A 15,978-nucleotide genomic window follows, 5' to 3' on the forward strand; every position below is an offset into this window, starting at 1 on the left:
CCGACCCGTTGACCGGCTTCGGCCCCGGCCCGTCCGGCGCCGAGCCGGAGTACATCCCCCTGCCCCGCGACCCGCGGATCACGGAGCGCACCGCCCGCGCCGCGGAGCTGGAGGGCTACGACCCGGAGGTGCCGAACGCCCCGCTGTCGAAGCGCTTCCTGGCGCTGGGCCTCGACGCCCTCATCTACGGCGTCCTGGTGACGCTGCTGGTGGCCGTCGCCCTCGTCTTCGGCGCGAACCCGGGCGCGGAGACCGACGCCCTGGAGCTCGCGGCGGTCCTGCTGGCGACCTTCGGCGCGCCGCTCGGCTTCTACGGCTACCGCGCCGCGGGCGACGCCATCTTCGAGGGCTCGCCGGGCAAGCGGGCGCTGGGCCTGTCGATGACGGGCCCGAACGGCCTGCCGGTCAGCGCCTCCGACGGGCTGCGCCGCAACCTGTGGCTCCTGCCGTCCATCGTCCCCTTCGCGGGGTGGGCGGTCTCGGGCGTGCTGATGATCGTCTTCGCCATCGGCGCCGGCTCCGACCCGCTGGGCCGCGGCGGCCACGACCGCATGGTCGGCACCCGCGTCCAGGAGGGCGCGTCGATGCGCGTCGCGGAGGGGCGCCGCCACCGCCGCGAGCTCAGGGAGTCGGAGAAGAACGCCCGCCGCCGCGAGAAGCTCGAGCGCCGGCGTAACCGCGCGAACCGGCGCGGCCGCGGGGAGCGCTAGGCCCCGTCCGCCCGCGTGGCGTAGCGGTGCCGGTGGTGCTCGGCGAAGCCGAGCGTGCGGTACAGCGCCTTGCCGGCCTCGTTGCCGTCGACGACCTGCAGGTAGATGCCGTCGGCGCCGTGGGCGGCGCCCCAGTGCATCATGTGCAGGCCCATCAGGGTGCCCAGCCCCCGGCGCCGCAGGTCCGGGGCGACCTCGACGGCGGAGAAGCCCAGCCAGAGGCGCCCGTCGTCGGATTCGGTGAGCGTGCCGCGGGTGATGGCGACGGTGCGGCCGTCGAGGACGAGGCGGCCGAAGGCCATGCGCCCGTCGATGTCGTCGACCAGCAGCTCCAGCGCCCGGCGGGGCAGGGCGCGGCCGCGGAAGTGGTAGAGCGACAGCCATTCCTCGTCGGGACGGTCGAGCACCTCGGCGACGATGCCCTCCAGCCCCTCCGGCGCCGTGGGCTCCGGCAGGTCATGGCAGTCGCGGGTCATGACGACGATCTCGGGGCCGAGCTCCCAGCCCGGGCCGCGGACCAGCGCCTCGGCGGGACGGCAGATGCGGTCGGGCACGGCGATGCGCACGGGCAGCCCGTGGCGTTCGGAGAACGCGCGGATCTCCTCCAGCGGCACCGGCGTCGACGACGCGGCGGGGCCCAGCGGCAGCGCGGAGTTGGAGCGCTCGGTGATGCCGTCGCCGGCGCGCAGCAGCCAGGGCCCGGCCATGCGGTGCTCGATGCCGGGGAACGCCCGGGCGGTGGCGGCCTCGACGGCGCGGATGTCGGAGTTGCGGACCATCCGCTCCGGCAGGGCCTTCACCACCAGCACCTCATGGGCGCCGAAGTCGACGGGCTCGCCGTCGCCGCGGGCGCCGCCGCGTCCCTGGGGCCGGACGACGAGCGGGTCGAGGGACTCGACGTGGCCGATGAGGTCGGTGACCTTCTGGCCGGTCGCCGCGGCCTCGCCGTCGTCGAGGGCGCGGCGGACGACGACGCGGGTGCCGACGCGGACGTCGCCGCTCCAGCGAGAGACGGGCACGCCGCCGGGGCCGGGGGCCGGGTACTCGGCCGGGCCCGTGCCGGGGGCGCCGGTGCCGGCGCCGCTCATCGGGCGTCGGTCCACTCGTCGTCGTCGACGTCGTCGTGGCCGAAGGGGTCGCGGTCGACGCCGGGGGTCCAGGTGGTGCCGGCGGTCGTCCACCCGTTGCGCTTGATCTCCTTGCGGGCGCGGCGCTTCCACCGGCCGGTGAGGACGTCGGTGTACAGGAACCCGTCGAGGTGCCCGACCTCGTGCTGCAGGCAGCGGGCGAGCAGCCCGGTGCCGTGGACGGTGACGGGGTCGCCGTGCTCGTCGACGCCGGTGACGGTGGCCTCGACGGCGCGGTTGGTGGGGAAGCTGTAGCCGGGGACGGAGAGGCAGCCCTCGTCCTCGGAGCCGTCGTCGGCGGGCATCGTCTCCGGGATCTCCGTGGTGGTGAGCACGGGGTTGATGACGCAGCCGCGGCGGTCGACGCCGTCGGCGTCGGGGCAGTCGTAGACGAAGAGGCGCTTGCCGACGCCGACCTGGTTGGCGGCGAGGCCGACGCCGTGGGCGGCGTCCATCGTCTCGTACATGTCTCGGATGAGGTCGGCGAGCTCGGAGACGGGCTCGGTGACCGGCTCGGTCGGGGTGTGGAGCACGGGGTCGCCGGCGACGACGATCGGGAGGATGGCCATGGCCCCAGGCTACCCGCGCCCGGCGGCGCCCCCGGGGCCTGGTTGGATGGCGGCATGAGCGTGAGCGAAGGGGAGCGCGACGACGGAACCCGCGCCGGCGGCCCCGGCGGACCGGAGGCGGGGTCCGTCCGCGGCGGAGCGGAGGCGGAGGCCATCGCCGGCGGCGCCGGGACCATCGCCGGCGACACCGGGGGCGTCGACCCGGAGCTGGGGTGGCGGATGCTGCGGTTCGAGGCCGGGCGGATCCTCGCCAGGCGGGACCGGGCGTACGGCGCCGGCGCCCGCGAGGAGGCGGTGCGGGCGGAGTTCGGCATGTCGCCGGTGCGCTACCACCAGCTGCTCAACCGGCTCATCTCGTCGCCGGGGGCGGAGGCCCACGACCCGGTCACCGTCCACCGGCTGCAGCGCATCCGGGACGGCGCCGGGGAGGGGTGACCCGCCGCGGCGGGCCCCGTCGCAAAGCACAATTTTCACATCAGCCCCACCCGTTGATTCACGCCACGAACGGTCAGCCGTTACGATGGGCCCGTGACCGATCGGAATGACACGCCCACGGGCGGCGACAGCGGCCGCCACCGCATCGAGGACTACGACTACTTCGACTCCATCGACGCGGACGCCCCCGACGCCGCCGCCACCGGCTCCCTGCCGGTCGTCGACCAGGACGGCCGCGCGGTGCCGCACTACGACGAGGAGCTGCGCCCCGCCGCCGCGGCCGGCGCCGCCCCGCGCGACGTGCCGCGCGGCGACCACGCGCGCGGCGCCGTCCGCGAGGACTCCGACTACGACGGCGAGCCCGTCTACGCCGCCGGCTCCGCCGGCGCCTGGGACGAGGCCGACGACGCCGACGTCGCCGTCGAGGACGACGAGGAGGGCAAGCGCGGCGGCGGCCTGCCGCTGCGCGGCCTCGCCATGATCCTCATCTTCATCGGCGTCCTGCTGCTGGCCTGGGGCGTCTACGCCCTGGTCAGCCACGACGACGGCGACGGCGCCTCCACCGGGGGCACCTCCGTCACCGCCGGCCAGGTGCCCGGCGGCGAGGGGCAGGCCCCGGCCGACCCGAACGCGCCGGCCGACCCGAACGCCCCCGCGGATCCGAACGCCCCGGCCGACCCCAACGCCCCGGCTCCGGCCCCGGCGGACCCGAACGCGCCGGCCGACCCGAACGCGCCTGCGGACCCGAACGCCCCGGCGCCGGCCCCGGCCGACCCGAACGCCGCCGGCGACCCGCGCGCGACCGTCCAGGTCCACGTCCGCAACAACGGCACCATCGCCGGCCAGGCGGAGTCCACCGCCGGCGCCCTGCAGGGCGAGGGCTGGCAGGTCGCCGGCTCCGGCAACCTGCCGTCCAACACCGGCGTCGTCGACCGCACCACCGTGTTCTTCACCCCGGGCAACGCGGCCGAGGAGGCCGCCGCCAACGAGATCGCCCAGGCCAACGGCTGGGTGACGGCCCCGCGCGACGACCGCGTGGCGGGCGAGCCGGGCGGCGTCATCGTCGTCGTCACCGGCTAGGCCGGACCCCGGCCCCGCAGGGCCCCGCGGCCGCCCCGACCGGGCGGTCCGGGGCCCTCCGCGATCCCGGGGATCGGCGCCGCCGCGGCGGCGGTATCCTCTGATCCGCACGAGGGGCCGAACGGCCCGCGCCTGCCCGCACCCGTCCGCGCCGGCATCCCCCCCCCCAATCGCCCCGACAACCCGGAAGGACCAGCCCCGATGAAGTCCACCGTGACGTCCCGCGCCCTGTCCCTGGCGGCCGCCGCCGCGGCGGTCGCCGCCCTCGCCGCCTGCGGCGCGGACGGCGCGGGCGCCTCCGGCTCCGGCGACGGCGAGGGGGAGTCCCCGACGACGTCGGTGTCCGTCGACCCCGACGCCCCCGCGCTGGACGAGACGGGCTCGACGTACAACTTCACCCGCTCCTACGACGACGGCCGCATGCTCTCCCTCGGCCACGCCACCACCGCCTTCGCCGACGGCTGGACCGGCGTCGTCGACTCCGGCGAACCGCAGTTCAGCAGCCTGCCGGAGGGCGTCTACGAGATCATGGCGACGACCGGGAGCTGCTCCGGCGCCGGCGAGGCCGTCGGCGACTCCGCCGAGGTCATCGGCGAGCTGCACGTCACGGCCGAGGGGTCCGTCACCGTCCACAACCGCCCCGCGGAGATCGACCCCGACTCCGTCGGCGCCGTGTTCCTCGCCGACGGCGACGAGATCGCCGCCTGCGGCAAGTCCGTGAAGTGGACCAGGCCCGACGCGCCGGACCGCGAGGAAGGGTAGCCGCCGCGGGGGAGGGCGCCCCCGCGGGGAGGGGGCCGTCGTCACGCATCGCGCACCCGGCCGCACCCGCGACCGGCCCGGCGACGTGAACGCCGGGCACGTGTGGTGTGATGGGGGAATGACCGAGAACTTCGCCGGTTCCCCGCGACCGACCCTCGGCGTCGAATGGGAGCTCGTCTTCGTCGACCGGGCCACCCGCGACACCGTCCCCTGCGCCTCCGAGATCCTCGATCTCGTGGCGAAGGACGACCCGGACCACGGGATCCAGCGCGAGTTCCTCGCCAACACCGTCGAATTGGTCACCGGCGTCTGCGACGACATCCCCCAGGCCGTCGCCGACCTCGAGGGGCGCCTCCGCGCCGTCCGCGGCGCCGCCGACGCCCTCGGCGTCGACGTCTGGAGCTCCGGCTCCCACCCCTTCGGCCGCGGCACCGACCAGATCGTCGGCCCCAAGCCCGCCCACCAGGAGATCCTCAACCGCACCCAGTGGTGGGGCCGGCAGATGATCATCTGGGGCGTCCACGTCCACGTCGGCATCTCCTCCGCCGACAAGGTGTGGCCCATCATCAACGCCCTGCAGCTCCAGCTGCCGCACATGCTCGCCCTCTCCGCGTCGTCGCCGGCGTGGAACGGCGAGGACATGGGCTACGCCTCCAACCGCTCCCTGCTGTACCAGCAGCTGCCGACCGCCGGCCTGCCGCCGGCCATCTCCACCTGGGACGAGTGGCGGTCCTACATGACCGACCAGATGCGCTCCGGCGTCATCGACCACACCAAGTCCATGCACCTCGACATCCGGCCGGCGTCCAAGTACGGCACCATCGAGATCCGCGTCGCCGACTCCACCTCCAACATGCGGGAGCTCGCCGGCATCGTCGCCCTCACCCACGCCCTGACCGTCCACTACGACCGGATGCTCGAGCGCGGCGAGGAGCTGCCCACCATCCAGCCCTGGCACACCGCGGAGAACAAGTGGCGCGCCGCCCGTTACGGCATGGACGCGCTCATCATCGTCGACCGCGACACCAACGAGCGCTGGGTCCGCGACGACCTCGCGGACCTCCTGGAGACGCTGCGCCCCGTCGCCGCGTCGCTGAACTGCGGATCCGAGCTGGAGATCGTCGGCGAGATCATGGACCACGGCGCCGGCTACGAGCGCCAGCGCCGCGCCGCCGCGGCCGCCGGCGCCGCCCCCGCCCTGACGACGGAGGACGAGGTCCGCGCCATCGAGGCCCGCCTCGGCGGCTCCCCCTGGGCCGCCGCCGTCGACCTCGCCGTCCGCGAAATGGCCGCCGGCCGGCCGCTGGCGCCCTAGGCGCCGGGGGAGCCTCCGCCGCGCTCGCCCGCGCCGTCCCCGCCGCCGCGTGCACCGGAACCCGACGCCCCGGAGCCGGGACCGCCGTCGCGGGGCGCGTCGTCACGCTCCTTCGCGCGCTGCCTGCGCGCCCGGCGCTCGGCCTCCGCCTTCGCGCGCCTCCTTCTCCGCCGCCTCGTCGTCGCGCGACAGCGCGCCGCGGTCGATGAGCTGCTCCCGTTTGCCGACGTCGCCCAGCCGGTTCGCGACCACCGGCGCGGTGGCGAGGGCGAACAGCGCCACCAGCGCCATCATCCCCAGATCGCCGTACTGCGCGGGGCCGTTGCCGCCCTGCGCCAGCACGTGCAGGATGACGCCCACGATGGTCATGAGCAGGCCCAGCGTCTGCGGCTTCGACGACGCGTGCATCCGGCTGACCGTGTCGCGGAAGCGGACGACGCCCAGCGCGGCCGTCAGGCTCACCAGGGCGCCGCCCAGGATGAGCACGAGAGAGACGATGTCGACGGCGAGGGTCATCGCCGGTCCTCCTTCCCGGTCCGTCCCCTGGCCCTCCCGGTCGATCCCGGCGCGGGCGCGCCCGGGGCACCGCCCGCGGGTCCTCCGGCGGGTCCGCCCGCGGGTCCCCCGGCCGGGCCGCCGCGCTCGTCGGCGATGCGGCCTTCCCGATCCGCGCGCGCCGCGACGGGCTCGGCGCCCGGCGGGCGGACGCGGCCGGCGTCGCCGCGGGCGTCGGGGTTGCGGAACCGCGCCACCGACAGGGAGCTGATGAAGCCCAGCAGGGCCACCACCAGCATCGGGTACGCCCACGACGTGTCCTCCGTCCAGGCGATGTAGGCGGCGAACATGCCCTGGATCATCGCGATCATCGACTCCAGCGACACCAGCCGGTCCATCGAGTTCGGGCCCGCGATGAGCCGGCCGATGACCAGCAGCGCCGCCACCGCGTAGATCGCGGCGGCGCCCATGAGGAACAGGTGGAAGACGTGGTCGCTCATCGCCGATCCCCCTCGTCGTGCACGGCGGCGTGGTCGTGGCCGAAGCCGCCGCGGTCGTTGTCGGCCGGGTCCCGGTCCTCGAACGCCCGGATGACGCGGCGCTCCATGCGGGCGAGCTCCGCGATGGTGCGCTCGATGCCGCCGGTCGACGAGCCGTCCAGGATGTGCATGGTCAGCAGCTGCCGGCCGCGGTCGATGTCGGTGACGATGCCGCCCGGCTGCAGGTTGATGAGCGCGATCGCCGATGCCAGCGTGATGTCGTCGTTGGTGCGCATCGGCACCTTGATGACCGCCGACGGCGGCGGATCCGCCCGCCGCACCGCCAGCCACGCGACGCGCAGCGACGCGACGACGAAGTCGATCGCCCACGCGGCGAACAGCTTCGCCATCGCCCACCAGTTGATGCGCAGGCCCGTCACCGGCACCCGCGGCATCGGCACCACCAGGGAGATGAACCCGGCGACGAGGACGCCGCCGACGAGGTTGCCGACGGTGACCTCGCCCCACAGCAGCTGCCACATCACCACCAGGGCGACGAACATCAGCAGCGACGGGCGGTTCTCCGTGGCGCGGGCGCGGGCCCGGCGGGCCCTTTCGGCGAACGTCGTCATGGCGCGTCCTCCCCTCCGCCGGCGCCGCCGTCGGCGCGGCCGTCGCCGGGATCGAGCGTGCGGCCCGGTTCCAGGCCCTCGTCCTGCACGCCCGGGTCGTCGACGCCGAGGACCGCGGCGCGGTAGCCGGCGGTGTCCGCGACGTTGACCGCCGCCCGGTCCGTGATGGAGGACAGCGGGCCGGCGAGCACCGTCACCGCCAGCGTCGCGGCGACGAGGAACGCCGTCGGGCCGACCATGCCCATGGGCATCCGGCCGACGTCCTCGCGCTCCTCCAGGGCGATGAAGCGCGGGTTCTCCTTCAGCGTCATCGGGCGGGCCAGCGCCATGTCCCCGTCCGGGGCGTCGGAGCGGTCGCGCCAGAACGCCTTCGACCACACGATGACCATGGTGTACAGGGTCAGCAGCGAGGTGAGGATGGCGCCGGCGACGAGGACCCACGCGGTGACGGTGCCCGCCTCCGCGCCGGCCTGGATCAGCATGACCTTGCCCAGGAACCCGGAGAACGGCGGGATGCCGCCCAGGTTGAGCGCCGGGACGAGGTACAGCAGCGCCAGCAGGGGCGAGGCCTTCGCCAGGCTGCCGAGGCGGCGCAGCGACGACGACCCGGCCTGCCGCTCGATGAGCCCGGCGACGAGGAACAGCGCCGTCTGCACGAGGATGTGGTGGACCATGTAGAAGATGGCGCCGGACAGGCCCATCTCGTTGCCCAGGGCGATGCCGAAGATCATGTAGCCGATGTGGCTGACCAGCGTGAACGACAGCAGTCGCTTGATGTCGTTCTGCGCCATGGCGCCGAGGATGCCCATCACCATCGTCGCCAGGCCCGCCCACATGAGCACCTCGTCGAGGCGCCCGTCGGGGAACATGACGGAGCGGGCCCGGATGATGGCGTACACGCCGACCTTCGTCAGCAGGCCCGCGAAGACGGCGGTGACCGTCGACGGCGCGGTGGGGTAGGAGTCCGGCAGCCAGGACGACATGGGGAACACCGCGGCCTTCACGGCGAACGCGACCAGCAGCACCGCGAAGATGGCGGTGCGGGTGCCCTCCGGCAGCGCCTCCATGCGGATGGAGATCTGCGCGAAGTTCACGGTGCCGACGGCGCCGTAGACCAGGCCGATGGCGGTGAGGAACACCAGCGACGACAGCATGTTCACCATGACGTAGCTGACGCCGGCGCGGATGCGCGACGCGGAGGCGCCGAGGGTCAGCAGCACGTAGGAGGCGACCAGCAGGACCTCGAAGCCGACGTACATGTTGAACAGGTCGCCGGCGAGGAACGCCATGGACACGCCCATGTTCAGCAGCATGTACGACGGGATGAACACCGACACCGGATCGTCGTCGTCGCCGTCGCGGATGCCCTGCGCGATGCCGAACCACAGGACCGCGAACAGCACCAGCTGGCTGACGGCGACCATGACGGTGGCCAGCCCGTCGGCGACGAGGGTGATGCCGACCGGCGGGTCCCAGCCGCCGACCTGGACGGTGTGGATGCCGTTGACGCCGATGAGGTAGACCAGCAGCACCGACAGGCCGAGCAGCACCGTGAGCGCGGCGAGCGCCAGGGCCTGCTGCATGCGCGGGTGCCGCGACAGCAGCAGCGCCAGGCCCGCGGTGACCGCCGGGATGATGACCGGCATGGGGATGAGGAGGAGGATCAGCTGCTCAGTCGTCATCGCCGTCATCCTCCTCGACCGGCTTCTCGAAGCTGTCGGGGCCGAACCGGTCGCCGGCCTCCGTGGGCTTGCCCGTGGCGGGGTCGTCGGACCTGTCGTGGTCCGGCGCGGCCGACGGGTCGTCGGGCCGCCGCAGGGCGACGTGCTTGTCCTCGCGGTCGTCCTGCACGCGGTCGCCGGCGCGGTGCCGGTGCTGGCGGTAGGCCAGCGCCAGGATGAACGCGGCGGTGCCCATCATGATCACGATGGCCGTGAGGATGAGCGCCTGGGGCAGCGGGTCCGCGGTGCGGTCGTGCAGCGCGTGGCCGCGGCCCCACAGGGGAGCGGCGCCCGGTGCGCCGGAGGCGGCGAGGATGAGCAGGTTGATGCCGTTGCCCATGAGCATCAGGCCCATGAGCATCCGCGTGATGGCGCGGTCGAGGACGAGGTAGACGCCGGCGGCGACGAGCACGCCGACCACGGCGAGCAGGGTGAAGTTGACGATCATCGGGTGCCCGCCCCCTTCGGCTTCCGGGCTCCGGCGGGGAGCTTGCCGACGGCCTTCTCCGCGCCCTCCCGGTACTGGCGGGTGCGGCCGCGCTTGGTGAGGTTGACGCGGCGGGACCGGGCGCGCTCGGCGCGGCGGTCGGTCTCCACGTCGATGCGGCCGCCGAGGCTGCGCAGGATGTACGTCACCGTGCCGATGACGACGAGGTAGACGCCCGCGTCGAACAGCAGCGGGCTGACCAGCGCGACGTCGCCGATGAACGGGATGTCCAGCGTCGTGTACCAGGACGCCAGCGGCGGCCAGCCGAGCAGCAGCGGCCACGTCGCGGCCGCCGCGGCCAGGACGACGCCGAGACCCAGGATCTTGTCCGTCGACACGGGCACCGTCTCCAGCAGCTCGTGGCGGCCGCCGGCGAGGTAGCGCAGCGTGATCGCCAGCGAGGCGACGAGGCCGCCGGCGAAGCCGCCGCCGGGCGCGTTGTGCCCGGCGAAGAAGAGGTAGAAGGACAGCACCATCATCGCGGGGAACAGGAAGCGTGTTGCGACGACCACCATCAGCGGCCTGGACCCCGGGTCCGCGGGGGACTCCGACGTCGTCAGCCAGCGCGCGTCGCGCCGGCGGCGGACCCGGCGGGCGGCGCCGCGCGGCAGCGAGTGCGTCGTGTGGGTGCGGAACACCAGCGACGCGATGCCGACGGCGGCGACGACGAGGACCGTGATCTCGCCGAAGGTGTCCCACGCGCGGATGTCGACGAGCAGGACGTTGACGGCGTTGGCGCCGTGGCCGATCTCCTTCGCCAGCGCCGGGATGTCGACCGACGGCGGCACGGAGTCGCGCGCCGCCATGGCGAAGGCGCCGAGGACGGCGACGGTGCAGCCGACGCCGACGGCGACCCAGGCGCGGGCGCGGACCCAGGAGCCGCCGCCCTCGCGGGTGCGGGGCGGGAGGGTGCGCAGCACGAGCACGAAGACGACGACCATGATCGTCTCCACCAGCAGCTGCGTCAGCGCGAGGTCCGGGGCGCCGTGCAGCGCGAACAGCACGGACAGGCCGTAGCCGGTGACGCCGACGAGGATGACGCCGGACAGGCGGTTGCCGGTGCGCGTCGCCGCCAGCGCGGCGATGACGATGACGACGGCGGCGGCGCCCTGCGCGGCGGTGTCCCACAGCGTCATCCGCAGGTTGCTGCGGGCGCCGAAGACGAGCGCGCCGAGCGGCAGCGCGATGAGGACGAGCAGGATGACGCCCTCCGACAGCGGCAGGGAGCCGCGCTGGGTGGCGGCGGTGACGCGCAGCGACAGGCGGCGGGCGCCGTCGAGGATCGCGTCGTAGATGTCGTCCGCGTCGCCGAGGGCCGGCTTGTCGAACTGCAGGCGCCGCACCAGCTCGCGGAAGCGGTGCAGCAGGTAGCCGACGACGAGGATCGCGGCCGTCAGCGCCAGTGGCGCGGTGAAGCCGTGCCACAGCGCCAGGTGGTAGGGCTCGCCGCCCGGGAAGGCGGCGTCCAGGTAGGGCTGGACGACGGCGTCGAGGACCCCCGGGGCGAGGCCCGTGACCAGCGACGCGACCGCCAGCAGCCACGCCGGGGCGAGCATCCACCCGGACGGCCGCTCCATGCCGTCGACCGCGGGGGAGGCCCCGCCGCCGGAGGCGTGCGACGACGGCTTCGTCGCGAAGCCCGCGTACAGCAGGTACAGCGTGTACGCGACGGTGAGCATGGAGCCGACGACGAGGCCCGCGGTGACGAAGACGCCGGGCATGCCGGTGAGCGTGCCCGCCGACAGCGTCGCCTCCAGCGCCGTCTCCTTCGCGACGAAGCCGAACAGCGGCGGCGCGCCCGCCATCGAGGCGCCGGCGAGCGCCGCGATGACGGCCATCGCCGGGCGGCGGCGGGCCAGGCCCGACAGCTTCCGCACGTCGCGGGTGCCGGTGCAGTGGTCGATGGCGCCGACGAGCATGAACAGCGTCGCCTTGAACATCGCGTGTCCGAGGGTGAGCGCCAGGCCCGCCAGCATCGCCGTGCGCGTGCCGACGGCCGTCACGGTGATGATGAAGCCCAGCTGGGACACCGTGCCGTACGCGAGGATGAGCTTCAGGTCCTTCTGCCGCAGCGCCATCCAGCCGGCCATGATCATGGTGAGCAGGCCCAGCGGCAGCACCGCGAGGTGCCACGAGGGTGCGGCGCCGAACGTCGGCGCCAGGCGGGCGACGAGGAAGACGCCGGCCTTCACCATCGCCGCCGAGTGCAGGTACGCCGACACCGGCGTCGGCGCCGCCATGGCGCCCGGCAGCCAGAAGTGCGCGGGCGCGATGGCGGACTTCGTGATCGCGCCGATGAGCAGCAGCACCACCGCGACCTGCGGCCCCGTGGCCGACAGCGCGTCGGCGGTCAGGGCGCCGGGCGCCGTCAGGGCGGAGAACGTCCAGTGGCCCGTCGTGAAGCCCATCAGCACGATGCCGACGAGCATCACGAGGCCGCCCAACGTGGTGACCATCAGCGCCTGCCCGGCCGCGCGGCGCGACGACGCGCGCTCGGCGTAGTAGCCGACCAGCAGGAACGACAGGATGGACGTGATCTCCCAGAACACGTACATCAGCAGCATGTTGTCCGCCGTCACCAGGCCGAACATCGCCGCCGCGAACAGGGTGAGCTGCGCCGCGAAGGTCCCCAGCCGGCGGCGGGACCCCTTCGGCGGGTTGTGGAAGTAGCCGGCGCAGTACACCAGGACGAGCACGCCAACGGCGAGCACCAGCGTGCCGAACAGCGCCGAGAGCGGGCCCATGCGGAACGTCACGTCCAGGTGCACCAGCGGCATCCACTCGATGTGTTCCACGCGCGGGGCGGTCACGTCGCCGCGGGCATGGGCGACGAGGTGCGAGCCGGTCCAGACGGCGCCGCCGGCCAGCGGCAGGGCGAGGAGGGGGAACCCGCGGGTGCCCAGTTGGCGGATCGCCCACGGCGCCAGCGCCGCCGTGAGGGCGAGCAGGCACAGGAGGGCGGTCATGTACCCCATATTGCCGGGCCGGGGCGGCGTGCCGCAACGAAATTGCTGGATTTGTCAACAAGGGGCGGACGGGGGTGATTCGGATCCGGGGGGCGATCCGGGGGCGGATGCATGCGATGGGGCCCCGGGGCCCGGAAACGGGCGCGCGGACGGGATTTCGGTTGGGGTGGCGCGTGCGGGCACTGCGCCGGGTCGGCCGGGGCGAGTCCCAAAACCGCGGGTGACCGCTCCGGAGGGCGGCCACCCGCCCCCGGCCGGGGCATGGAGCGGGGGTGATTGCGAAACGGGCATGTAACGCGGACGGTTAAGCAAGTATTTGATTGCGTATGTTAATTCCCGGTGAACACTATGTTTGCAGATGGGAACGGGTTTTTGCCGTTTTGACATGAGGTGAGGCGCGGCTATGTTCAAGGGCGACTGCACGGGGGTGAGATTCGTCCCCGCCGCCCCCGTTTCCGCTGAAATCCGTCACATGCCGGCGGCTGCGGTGCGGGGCGGCCACACCGAACGGAGAATCGACGATGACCATTGCGGCGACGCATAGCTCCGGCGGCGGGAGCGGGGCGGACGAGCCCGCCCGCGGCTTCGCCAAGCCCATCGCCCGCGCCGGCTCCGCGTCCTCCGACAGGGACTGGAACCCCCTGGGCAGCTACGGCCGCGACCCGTCGAACTGGGAGCGGTTCCGCATGCGCCACCGCGTCCCGTCCATCCTCTATCTCGCCGATCTGGTGATGCTCGCTCTCGCGTTCGCGGTCATCCCCGTCGTCGACGGCGGCTGGCTCGAGCCCTACGGGCGCATCGCCGCGAACCTCCGCCTGGGGGACTTCCCGCACGGGCTCATCTTCGCGATCTTCGCCGCGACCCTCTTCGTGTCCTGGGTCTGGATGCTGCGCAATCGACGGCTCTACGACGGCGAGGTGTTCCGCGACCACGTCGCCATCGCCCAGCGCATCGTGGAGGCGACGATGGTCGCCTTCGGCGTCCCCGCGTTCGTCGCGGCGGCCGTCGGCTGGGATTCCATGCGCGACTTCATCCTCATCGCCCTGCCCCTGGGGCTCCTGTGGATGTTCATCTCCCATTTCCTGCTGCAGGCGGCCCTGCGGCGGCTGCACTTCGGCGATTCCGGCGCCCGCTACCTGGTCGTGCTCACCGAGGACCAGTACGCGGACCGCCGCCTGCCGCAGTGGCGGAGGATCGTCGACCGCATGACCATCGTCGGCTACGTCATCGTCGACGGCGACCGCACCGGACTCGTCGATGGTGACGGGGATCCGGTCCTCGGCGTCGGCTGCGACGGGCTGTGCGCCGACGCGCTGGAGAACCTCGGCGTCGACGAGATCGTCGTCATGTGCCCCTCGGCCGTCCCCCCGGAGTGGCTGCGCCGCATGACCTGGGCCTGCGCGCCGCTGGACGTCGCGATCTACCTGTACCCGAACCTCGCCTCCGTCAGCCCGCAGCGCGTCCGCGCCTCCCGCATCCACGGCGTCTCCATGATGAAGGTGTCGCGCAGCGGCAACGTCGGCGCCAACGGCATCTCCAAGCGCTTCGTCGACCTCGCCGTGGGTTCGCTGCTGATCCTCGCGTTCTCGCCGGTCCTCATCGCCACCGCCATCGCCGTGAAGGCGTCCGACGGCGGACCGGTCTTCTACCGCGCCACCCGCATCGGCCGGGACGGCGAGGAGTTCCGCATGTGGAAGTTCCGGTCCATGCGCACCGACGCCGACGCGCTGAAGCAGAAGCTCATCGACGCCAACGGCGGCAGCGCCCTGCTGTTCAAGATGAAGGACGACCCGCGCGTCACGCCCGTCGGCCGCTTCATCCGCCGCTACTCCATCGACGAGCTGCCCCAGCTGTTCAACGTCGTCGGCGGCACGATGTCCCTCATCGGCCCCCGCCCGCAGGTCGCCGCCGAGCGCGACGAGTACGACCGCGACGCGTGGATGCGCCTCACGGTCCGTCCGGGCATGACGGGCCTGTGGCAGGTCTCCGGACGCTCCAACCTGTCGGGGGAGGAGGCCATCTCCCTCGACCTGCTCTACATCGACAACTGGACCCCGTCGCTCGACGCGTCCATCCTCCTGCGCACCGCGAAGGCCGTCCTGGGCAAGGACGGGGCCTACTGATGCCGGCCGCGTCCCGGCGCACCATCCTCCACGTCACCGAGTGCTACGGCGGCGGCGTGGAGTCGATGCTGCGCCGATACGCCTCCGTCGCGCCGGACGCGCGGCACGTCCTGCTGTGGAACGCCCGCCGCACCGCCGATCCGGGGGATCCGGCGGCGACGGGCCTGTTCGACGAGCTCATCGCGATGCCGGAGGGGCATGCGGGCGCCGTCCGCGCCGTCCGCCGGGCCGTGCGCGACGTTCGCCCCGACCTCGTGCACGCGCACTCCAGCTTCGCCGGCGCGTACGCGCGTCTGGCCCTCGGCTGGGATCCCCGCACGCGCGGCCTCGTCGCCTACACCCCGCACGGCCTCATCATCGAGGATTCCGGACGGCCGCTGCCGAAGCGACTCGTCTTCCTCGGCGCCGAAGCCGTCCTCTCGCTGCTCGGCGGGACCTTCGCGGGATGCTCCCCGCGGGAGGATCGGCTGCTCGGCCGCATCAACCCGTTCCCGCGGCGCCGCCCGATCCCGAACGGCCTCGTCGCCGGGGAGGTCCCGGACCTCGAGTGGGAGCCGGGAAAGCCTCCCGAGGTCGGCATCGCGGCGCGCATCGACGCCGTCCGCCGCCCCGACGTCTTCGCCGACGTCGCGCGCCGCGTCCGGGCCGAACACCCGGACGTGCGCTTCACCTGGATCGGCGACGGGCCGGCGGACCTGCGGGCCCTCCTCGAGGATGCCGGGGTCGAGGTGACCGGCTGGGCGCCGAAGGAGGAGGTCCTGCGCCGGATGTCCGGCCTGTCCGCCTACCTGCACTGCGCGGCCCAGGACGGGTTCCCCGTCGCCGTGCTCGAGGCCTTCGCCGTCGGCGTCCCGGTGCTCGTCCCGTCGATCGCCGCGTTCGCGGACTGCCCCGGGGAGGTGCGCTACGACGGCGCCGCCGAGGCCGCCCGCCGCACGCTCGGCGTCCTCGACCATCCCGGCGAGGTGCTCCGGGCCTGGGATCCGATCCGCCGCCGCCACTCCCCGGAGGCGTTCGCGCACGCGGTGCGCGCCCTCTACGCCCTGGACGGGGAGGTTGAAGCGTGAATCTCCTGAC

The 15,978-nt window shown here is 73.7% G+C and carries 15 protein-coding genes; 7 read left to right on the forward strand and 8 right to left on the reverse strand.

Annotated features, from left to right (window positions below; genetic code table 11):
* The first annotated feature begins 8 nt into the window (after positions 1-8).
* The gene (locus QQS41_RS10680) at positions 9-710 is read left to right on the forward strand and encodes an RDD family protein (protein ID WP_448852707.1); all 702 of its coding nucleotides are present in this window, start codon (positions 9-11) and stop codon (positions 708-710) included.
* Here the strand turns inward: QQS41_RS10680 and QQS41_RS10685 are convergent.
* Positions 707-1,813 (reverse strand): N-acetylglutamate synthase, CG3035 family, encoded by a 1,107-nt coding sequence (locus QQS41_RS10685; RefSeq protein WP_448852708.1) that lies wholly within the window; start codon positions 1,811-1,813, stop codon positions 707-709. The two genes, QQS41_RS10680 and QQS41_RS10685, sit on opposite strands and share 4 nt — an antisense overlap.
* Entirely contained in the window at positions 1,795-2,406 is a 612-nt protein-coding gene (locus QQS41_RS10690; RefSeq protein ID WP_448852709.1) for a peptide deformylase, read from the reverse strand. Before QQS41_RS10690 ends, QQS41_RS10685 begins: the two co-directional genes overlap by 19 nt.
* 54 nt (positions 2,407-2,460) lie before the next feature.
* Between QQS41_RS10690 and QQS41_RS10695 the strand changes: the two genes are divergently transcribed.
* From QQS41_RS10695 to QQS41_RS10710, 4 genes are all read left to right on the forward strand, one after another.
* Complete coding sequence (locus QQS41_RS10695; protein ID WP_448852710.1) at positions 2,461-2,841, forward strand: DUF3263 domain-containing protein; 381 nt, start codon at positions 2,461-2,463, stop codon at positions 2,839-2,841.
* 93 nt (positions 2,842-2,934) lie between these two features.
* Positions 2,935-3,921: a LytR C-terminal domain-containing protein gene (locus QQS41_RS10700; RefSeq protein ID WP_448852711.1), complete on the forward strand. Its 987-nt coding sequence runs from the start codon at positions 2,935-2,937 to the stop codon at positions 3,919-3,921.
* A gap of 201 nt (positions 3,922-4,122) precedes the next feature.
* Entirely contained in the window at positions 4,123-4,683 is a 561-nt protein-coding gene (locus QQS41_RS10705) for a hypothetical protein (RefSeq protein ID WP_448852712.1), read from the forward strand.
* A 118-nt stretch (positions 4,684-4,801) separates the two neighbouring features.
* Positions 4,802-5,998: a glutamate--cysteine ligase gene (locus QQS41_RS10710; protein ID WP_448852713.1), complete on the forward strand. Its 1,197-nt coding sequence runs from the start codon at positions 4,802-4,804 to the stop codon at positions 5,996-5,998.
* Between the two features lie 102 nt (positions 5,999-6,100).
* Here the strand turns inward: QQS41_RS10710 and QQS41_RS10715 are convergent, their stop codons facing one another.
* The 6 genes from QQS41_RS10715 to QQS41_RS10740 are packed head-to-tail and all read right to left on the reverse strand — an operon-like array spanning position 6,101 to position 12,778.
* Complete coding sequence (locus QQS41_RS10715; protein WP_448852714.1) at positions 6,101-6,514, reverse strand: monovalent cation/H(+) antiporter subunit G; 414 nt, start codon at positions 6,512-6,514, stop codon at positions 6,101-6,103.
* Positions 6,511-6,993, reverse strand: coding sequence for a monovalent cation/H+ antiporter complex subunit F (locus QQS41_RS10720; protein ID WP_448852715.1), 483 nt, complete (start codon positions 6,991-6,993; stop codon positions 6,511-6,513). The genes QQS41_RS10715 and QQS41_RS10720 overlap by 4 nt, the downstream gene beginning before the upstream one ends.
* Complete coding sequence (locus QQS41_RS10725) at positions 6,990-7,604, reverse strand: Na+/H+ antiporter subunit E (protein WP_448852716.1); 615 nt, start codon at positions 7,602-7,604, stop codon at positions 6,990-6,992. Before QQS41_RS10725 ends, QQS41_RS10720 begins: the two co-directional genes overlap by 4 nt.
* Positions 7,601-9,286: a Na+/H+ antiporter subunit D gene (locus QQS41_RS10730; RefSeq protein WP_448852717.1), complete on the reverse strand. Its 1,686-nt coding sequence runs from the start codon at positions 9,284-9,286 to the stop codon at positions 7,601-7,603. Before QQS41_RS10730 ends, QQS41_RS10725 begins: the two co-directional genes overlap by 4 nt.
* The gene (locus QQS41_RS10735; RefSeq protein ID WP_448852718.1) at positions 9,276-9,773 is read right to left on the reverse strand and encodes a Na(+)/H(+) antiporter subunit C; all 498 of its coding nucleotides are present in this window, start codon (positions 9,771-9,773) and stop codon (positions 9,276-9,278) included. Before QQS41_RS10735 ends, QQS41_RS10730 begins: the two co-directional genes overlap by 11 nt.
* Complete coding sequence (locus tag QQS41_RS10740; protein ID WP_448852719.1) at positions 9,770-12,778, reverse strand: Na+/H+ antiporter subunit A; 3,009 nt, start codon at positions 12,776-12,778, stop codon at positions 9,770-9,772. The genes QQS41_RS10735 and QQS41_RS10740 overlap by 4 nt, the downstream gene beginning before the upstream one ends.
* Positions 12,779-13,299: 521 nt before the next feature.
* Between QQS41_RS10740 and QQS41_RS10745 the strand changes: the two genes are divergently transcribed.
* Together QQS41_RS10745 and QQS41_RS10750 are read left to right on the forward strand one after the other, a co-directional pair.
* Entirely contained in the window at positions 13,300-14,901 is a 1,602-nt protein-coding gene (locus QQS41_RS10745; RefSeq protein ID WP_448852720.1) for a sugar transferase, read from the forward strand.
* A complete protein-coding gene (locus QQS41_RS10750) occupies positions 14,901-15,968 on the forward strand; it encodes a glycosyltransferase family 4 protein (protein ID WP_448852721.1) in 1,068 nt (355 codons plus the stop codon). Before QQS41_RS10745 ends, QQS41_RS10750 begins: the two co-directional genes overlap by 1 nt.
* The last annotated feature ends 10 nt before the right edge of the window (positions 15,969-15,978 follow it).

The organism is Corynebacterium sp. 335C, assembly GCF_053525695.1.

Bases quoted from the DNA above. Each gene is read 5' to 3' on its own strand.
- QQS41_RS10720 (WP_448852715.1), bottom strand. From the start codon at position 6,993: ATGAGCGACCACGTCTTCCACCTGTTCCTCATGGGCGCCGCCGCGATC.
- QQS41_RS10695 (WP_448852710.1), top strand. From the start codon at position 2,461: ATGAGCGTGAGCGAAGGGGAGCGCGACGACGGAACCCGCGCCGGCGGC.
- QQS41_RS10730 (WP_448852717.1), bottom strand. From the start codon at position 9,286: ATGACGACTGAGCAGCTGATCCTCCTCCTCATCCCCATGCCGGTCATC.
- QQS41_RS10745 (WP_448852720.1), top strand. From the start codon at position 13,300: ATGACCATTGCGGCGACGCATAGCTCCGGCGGCGGGAGCGGGGCGGAC.
- QQS41_RS10705 (WP_448852712.1), top strand. From the start codon at position 4,123: ATGAAGTCCACCGTGACGTCCCGCGCCCTGTCCCTGGCGGCCGCCGCC.
- QQS41_RS10710 (WP_448852713.1), top strand. From the start codon at position 4,802: ATGACCGAGAACTTCGCCGGTTCCCCGCGACCGACCCTCGGCGTCGAA.
- QQS41_RS10735 (WP_448852718.1), bottom strand. From the start codon at position 9,773: ATGATCGTCAACTTCACCCTGCTCGCCGTGGTCGGCGTGCTCGTCGCC.
- QQS41_RS10715 (WP_448852714.1), bottom strand. From the start codon at position 6,514: ATGACCCTCGCCGTCGACATCGTCTCTCTCGTGCTCATCCTGGGCGGC.
- QQS41_RS10690 (WP_448852709.1), bottom strand. From the start codon at position 2,406: ATGGCCATCCTCCCGATCGTCGTCGCCGGCGACCCCGTGCTCCACACC.
- QQS41_RS10740 (WP_448852719.1), bottom strand. From the start codon at position 12,778: ATGACCGCCCTCCTGTGCCTGCTCGCCCTCACGGCGGCGCTGGCGCCG.
- QQS41_RS10725 (WP_448852716.1), bottom strand. From the start codon at position 7,604: ATGACGACGTTCGCCGAAAGGGCCCGCCGGGCCCGCGCCCGCGCCACG.
- QQS41_RS10750 (WP_448852721.1), top strand. From the start codon at position 14,901: ATGCCGGCCGCGTCCCGGCGCACCATCCTCCACGTCACCGAGTGCTAC.